A 5,246-nucleotide genomic window follows, 5' to 3' on the forward strand; every position below is an offset into this window, starting at 1 on the left:
TGGTTTGACTTATATCCCGAAGAGCTAGGCCGCTGGAGACTGGACACCGAAAACATCTTTAAAAGGATTCCAAAGGAGAGAAAAGAGTGAAACGCATCCTCTATATTGTGTTATTGGCCACGGTTTTATTAGCGGGATGCAATTCCTCTTTTATATTCGGCACTGATGAAGCGGTTCCGAGAGTCCAGCCGGTATTTGCCGGCTATCAGATACCACCTAACTTTGTTCCGCAGGCGCTTGTTATTACCGCTCTCGGGGATTCGCTTTCACAGGGAGTCGGAGATGAGGAAAACAGAGGCGGTTATGTGGGCAGGCTTGCTTCAGAAATGAGGGACTGGCCTGGAGTGTACGGAGTTGGTGTGGAAAATACGGCGAAACGGGGCCGGCGAAGCGATCAGCTTCTCGCGATGTTTCAAAAAGGCGAATTGACCGGACCGGTTACGGAAGCCGATTATATCGTCATGACCATCGGCGGCAATGATATCATGCGGATCGTCAAACGGGATCTCTTCAATTTGAATATTGAAGCTTTCCAGGAAGAATTGATTTTCTATGAAAACAGATACCGGAACATCTATGCGGCCATCCGTTCCATGAATCAGCATGCTCCTCTGATCGTCATCGGCCTGTACAATCCCTTCTCGCTTATCACAGATGAAATAAATGAGTTTGACACGATAATCACCGCCTACAACGATGCGATGGAAACGGCTTTGACCGAAGATCCCCAGGCGTGCTTCGTACCGGTGGAAGATCTGTTTGAAGGCAATGAAAACCTGGTGTACCATACCGATTTTTTCCATCCCAACGGCAATGGTTACGGCTTGATGCAGGAACGGATAGTGGAACGAATGGGAGAATGCGGACTGGTATTTGATGACAGGGGGTGAGAGGCGATGAAATTCTGGCGTGCGGCATTCATTATATTATTGGCAGTTAACATACTGGCAGTCATCGGGTTCGTATTTTACGTGACCATCCCTGCCAAGGATCATGTCAGCTACCAGGCAGAAAAAAGAGCTTATGCTGAAGGCAATACATTGACGGTAAGAACCTCAAAAGCTGATTTTGAAGGCATCGCCAATAACTATATTCGCGAAGCGATGAAAGATCAGCCGATTCCCTTGACCTTATCCGTGGACGATGATGTATCCCTGTCAACGGAACTCCAGGTGTTTTCCATGACGCTTCCGATCCTGCTGAAGTTTGAACCGCTTGTGCAGGATGACGGCAATCTTCTGCTTGAACAGAAATCCGTCAATGTGGGCATGCTTGACATTCCGCCTGAATCCGCTTTAAAACTATTGCGTGATTCAGTGACATTGCCGGAATTCATGGAAGTCAATCCGGCTTCGGAAGAAATATTGCTTAGATTGACGGAAATTCCGCTGGATGATGGAATCAGTGTACGGGCGGAGTCATTTAATCTGGAAGAAGATGACATTCGGCTGCGTGTGACCTTTACCCAATAGAAAGAGGTGCAGGAATATGAATACCGAAAAAGCGACATTTGCAGGAGGCTGTTTCTGGTGCATGGTGAAGCCTTTCGACAGCCTTCCGGGAATCGAATCGGTCGTCAGCGGCTATACCGGAGGCGAACTCGAAAATCCGACCTATGAACAGGTTTGTACGAATCTGACCGGACATAAGGAAGCTGTCGAAATTGTATTCCAGCCGGAGATTTACCCTTACGAAAAGCTGCTTGAAGTTTTTTGGTCTCAAATCGATCCGACCGATGGCGGCGGACAATTCTTTGACCGTGGCTCTTCTTATGCCCCGGCTATTTTTTACCACAATGAAGAACAGCGGATGGCCGCAGAGAAATCCAAGCAGGAATTGGAAGCTTCCGGCAAATTCGATAAACCGGTTGTGACGCCGATTCTCGAAGCCAAGCCGTTTTATTTGGCTGAAATGTACCATCAGGATTACTATAAGAAGAATCCTGTGCATTATGAGCGCTATTCTGTCGGATCAGGCAGAGCCGCTTTTATCCAGAGAAATTGGGGTGAACAGAAATGAAGGAAGAACTTAAACAGAAATTGACGCCGATGCAATATCATGTTACCCAGGAAAACGGCACGGAGCCGCCATTCCAGGGAGAATATGACCAGCATTTCGAAGAAGGCATCTATGTCGATATCGTTTCCGGCAAACCGCTATTCAGCTCTAAAGACAAATACGATGCCCATTGCGGCTGGCCGAGCTTTGCAAAACCGATTGAAGCAGAAGAAGTGAAAGAAAGTTTCGATGCCAGCCACGGCATGCGCCGCACAGAAGTGCGTTCCGCTACGGCAGATTCCCATTTGGGGCATCTTTTCCCGGATGGTCCGTCAGAACTCGGCGGCCTGCGTTATTGCATCAATTCGGCGGCACTGCGTTTTGTGCCGAAGGAAGATCTTGAAAAAGAAGGCTATCCTGAATACACAAAGCTTTTTGAGTAAGTATAAAGATTAATTTCATCCCCGGGCCGGCTGTCCGGGGTTTTATTTTGTATAAAAGGAGTGGATCACGGAATTATGGAGAAGTCGTTCTACCATTTTGCATTATCGTACAGAGGAAAGCTGCATGCAGATGATTTTTCGCGTTTTGCCGATGCCATGTTTTTGGATCATTCATTTCCGAGAAGCACGAAAGATTTCGAAAAGATTTCAAGATACCTTGAAGAACGCGCACATCCCGTGATGAAAGCTTCTGTTTTCGATCAGTTATGGGATGAGTATACAAGCCGTTAAGGCTCTTCATTGCACTGAGTCCCAAAAAACAGTATGATTAATACGACAAAAAATAAAGCGAGGTTTTCTCATGAGTGTTCATATTAACGCAAAAAAAGGCGATATCGCCGATACGATTCTTCTTCCGGGAGATCCGCTTCGCGCAAAATATATTGCTGAAACGTTTTTGGAAGATGTAACGCAGTACAACGAAGTCAGAAATATGTTCGGTTATACAGGCACCTATAAAGGGAAACGCATTTCCGTGCAGGGAACAGGCATGGGTGTTCCTTCAATTTCGATCTATACAACCGAATTGATGAACGAATACGACGTTAAGAAACTGATTCGTGTCGGATCTTGCGGATCGATCAATAAGGACGTTAAAGTTCGCGACGTAATTTTGGCACAAAGTGCTTCAACGGATTCAAATGTGAATTCGATCATTTTTGGAAATGTTTCTTACGCACCAACAGCCGATTTCAATCTTTTGCTGAAAGCGTATAATACAGGTGTTGAGAAAGGCTTGAACTTGCGTGTCGGTAATGTTTTCACTGAAGACGTGTTCTACAACGACCACGCAGAACATGAAAAATGGGCACAATACGGTGTATTGGCAGTTGAAATGGAAACTTCCGCCCTTTATACATTGGCAGCCAAATTCGGTGCTCAGGCATTGTCTATTCTTACAGTAAGCGATCACTTGCTGACAGGTGAAGTGACGACTGCGGAAGAACGCCAAACAACGTTCAATGATATGATCATAGTGGCACTGGAAGCAGCTATTCAAGAGTAAACTGAACTTTACAATGAAAAAAAGACTGTCCTGACAGTCTTTTTTTCGAATATGAAAGACTGGCTTAACAATTATGATTTGCCGGCATTTATGAAAGTGGTGAACTAAATGGATGATAAACGTCCTGAAGAGGGAAATGAACAATTGCCGCCAGTGGAAGAAACAAAAGGCCATTATATCCGGCTGAAAACATTTTCTTTCATTATGATTGCAGTGTTATTGATACTGGCAACTGCAGGATTGACGGTTTTCGCATTGACCTTTGGCGATGAGAAAGCGGTGGAAGTGAATTCACCGGAACGCCGGGAATTCCAAAAACTTTATGCCGCATATGACGAAATTCAAAACAAATATTATGAAGATGTGAACCGCGAAGAATTGATCAATGGAGCCATCAACGGTATGGTTGAATCACTGGGCGATCCATACTCCGATTATATGAATGAAGAAGAAGCTTCTCAATTCCTGGAAGGCATTTCTTCAAGCTTTGAAGGAATCGGGGCTGAAGTGCAGGAAAGAAACGGCTATATCACCATCGTTTCCCCAATCAAGAATTCCCCTGCAGAAAAAGCGGGCATTTTGCCGAATGACCAGGTGATTGCTGTTGACGGTGAAAGCATCCAAGGTTTCAGCACGACAGAAGCCGTTATGCTGATCCGCGGAGAAAAAGGGACAGAAGTCACTTTGACAATCAGACGCGGAGATATGCAGGAACCGATGGATGTTACGATTGTCCGCGACGAAATTCCGATTGAGACGGTTTATTCCGAAATGATCGGGGATAATGTTGCGCATATCCAGATCACGAGCTTTTCCCGCGAGACTTATAATGAGCTGCTGGACGCCATCACTGAGATGGAAAGTGAAGGCATGGAAGCGATGGTTATAGATGTCCGTCAAAATCCTGGCGGGCTGCTGGAATCTGCTCTTGATATTTCGAATCTTTTCATCGATGAAGGTGAAAGAATGTTCGAAGTACAGGCAAGAGGTCTGGAACCTGAAATCTATCTGGCGACCGAAGGCAATAAAGTCAAAATACCCGTAACGTTATTGATCGACGGCGGCAGCGCATCAGCTTCAGAAATTCTTGCAGGCGCGATGAGTGAATCTGCGGATATCAAGCTGGTGGGAGAAAAGACATTCGGCAAAGGGACGGTTCAGACCGCAAACGATATGGCGGACGGTTCCAACCTGAAATTCACGACTGCCAAATGGCTGACGCCGGACGGCAACTGGATACACGAAAAAGGAATCGCGCCGGATGTGGAAGTTGCCTATCCGGAATATGCGTCCCTTCCGTATCTCGACGCAACGCTTGAACTGAAGGACGGCACGATTTCCGAGCAGGTCCGCACAGCTGAACGGATGCTTGAAGCACTGGGCTATGAAGTCGGGGAAGTGGACGGCGTGTTTGAAGAGCAGATGACACAGGCGGTTGAGTCTTTCCAGGAAGACCAGGAACTCGAAGTGACAGGAATTCTGACTGGCAACAGCCTTTACGCTTTAATGGATGAACTGCGCGCAAAAATCGATGAAGAGGACCCGATGCTTCTTGAAGCCAAGAAACTGGTGATGGAAGAAGCCGGAATCGAAGCTGCTCCACCGGAAACGGATGAAGCTGCTGAAGAAACCGAAGAGGATTCTGCAGAATAAGTAGAAAAGGTCCGCTAGCGCGGGCCTTTTCTTTTGGTGTTTAGAAAGAACTGTAGAAATCGATATTCCGCAAAACAGCTTCGCTT

The 5,246-nt window shown here is 46.3% G+C and carries 7 protein-coding genes; all 7 read left to right on the plus strand.

The window, feature by feature from the left end:
* Window positions 1–86 precede the first annotated feature (86 nt).
* The 7 genes from KW93_RS02880 to KW93_RS02910 all read left to right on the plus strand — a co-directional run bounded on the left by KW93_RS02880 (window position 87) and on the right by KW93_RS02910 (window position 5,160).
* Window positions 87–890, plus strand: a complete 804-nt coding sequence (locus KW93_RS02880) for a GDSL-type esterase/lipase family protein (protein WP_033541460.1) — start codon at window positions 87–89, stop codon at window positions 888–890.
* 6 nt (window positions 891–896) lie between these two features.
* A complete protein-coding gene (locus KW93_RS02885; RefSeq protein WP_033541461.1) occupies window positions 897–1,472 on the plus strand; it encodes a YpmS family protein in 576 nt (191 codons plus the stop codon).
* A gap of 16 nt (window positions 1,473–1,488) precedes the next feature.
* On the plus strand, window positions 1,489–2,019 hold the full coding sequence (gene msrA, locus KW93_RS02890; RefSeq protein WP_033541462.1) for a peptide-methionine (S)-S-oxide reductase MsrA: 531 nt from the start codon (window positions 1,489–1,491) through the stop codon (window positions 2,017–2,019).
* Window positions 2,016–2,441: a peptide-methionine (R)-S-oxide reductase MsrB gene (gene msrB, locus KW93_RS02895; protein ID WP_033541463.1), complete on the plus strand. Its 426-nt coding sequence runs from the start codon at window positions 2,016–2,018 to the stop codon at window positions 2,439–2,441. Before msrA ends, msrB begins: the two co-directional genes overlap by 4 nt.
* Before the next feature lie 75 nt (window positions 2,442–2,516).
* Window positions 2,517–2,732, plus strand: coding sequence for a YozE family protein (locus KW93_RS02900; protein WP_033541464.1), 216 nt, complete (start codon window positions 2,517–2,519; stop codon window positions 2,730–2,732).
* A gap of 70 nt (window positions 2,733–2,802) precedes the next feature.
* On the plus strand, window positions 2,803–3,507 hold the full coding sequence (deoD, locus tag KW93_RS02905) for a purine-nucleoside phosphorylase (RefSeq protein WP_033541465.1): 705 nt from the start codon (window positions 2,803–2,805) through the stop codon (window positions 3,505–3,507).
* Between the two features lie 108 nt (window positions 3,508–3,615).
* Window positions 3,616–5,160: a S41 family peptidase gene (locus tag KW93_RS02910; RefSeq protein WP_033541466.1), complete on the plus strand. Its 1,545-nt coding sequence runs from the start codon at window positions 3,616–3,618 to the stop codon at window positions 5,158–5,160.
* The last annotated feature ends 86 nt before the right edge of the window (window positions 5,161–5,246 follow it).

It is taken from the genome of Planococcus sp. CAU13, from assembly GCF_000775575.1.
GTDB lineage: Bacteria > Bacillota > Bacilli > Bacillales_A > Planococcaceae > Planococcus.

What these genes read in the sequence shown, in the direction of transcription:
- KW93_RS02885 (WP_033541461.1), top strand. Translation starts at nt 897, where the DNA reads ATGAAATTCTGGCGTGCGGCATTCATTATATTATTGGCAGTTAACATA.
- msrA (WP_033541462.1), top strand. Translation starts at nt 1,489, where the DNA reads ATGAATACCGAAAAAGCGACATTTGCAGGAGGCTGTTTCTGGTGCATG.
- msrB (WP_033541463.1), top strand. Translation starts at nt 2,016, where the DNA reads ATGAAGGAAGAACTTAAACAGAAATTGACGCCGATGCAATATCATGTT.
- KW93_RS02900 (WP_033541464.1), top strand. Translation starts at nt 2,517, where the DNA reads ATGGAGAAGTCGTTCTACCATTTTGCATTATCGTACAGAGGAAAGCTG.
- deoD (WP_033541465.1), top strand. Translation starts at nt 2,803, where the DNA reads ATGAGTGTTCATATTAACGCAAAAAAAGGCGATATCGCCGATACGATT.
- KW93_RS02910 (WP_033541466.1), top strand. Translation starts at nt 3,616, where the DNA reads ATGGATGATAAACGTCCTGAAGAGGGAAATGAACAATTGCCGCCAGTG.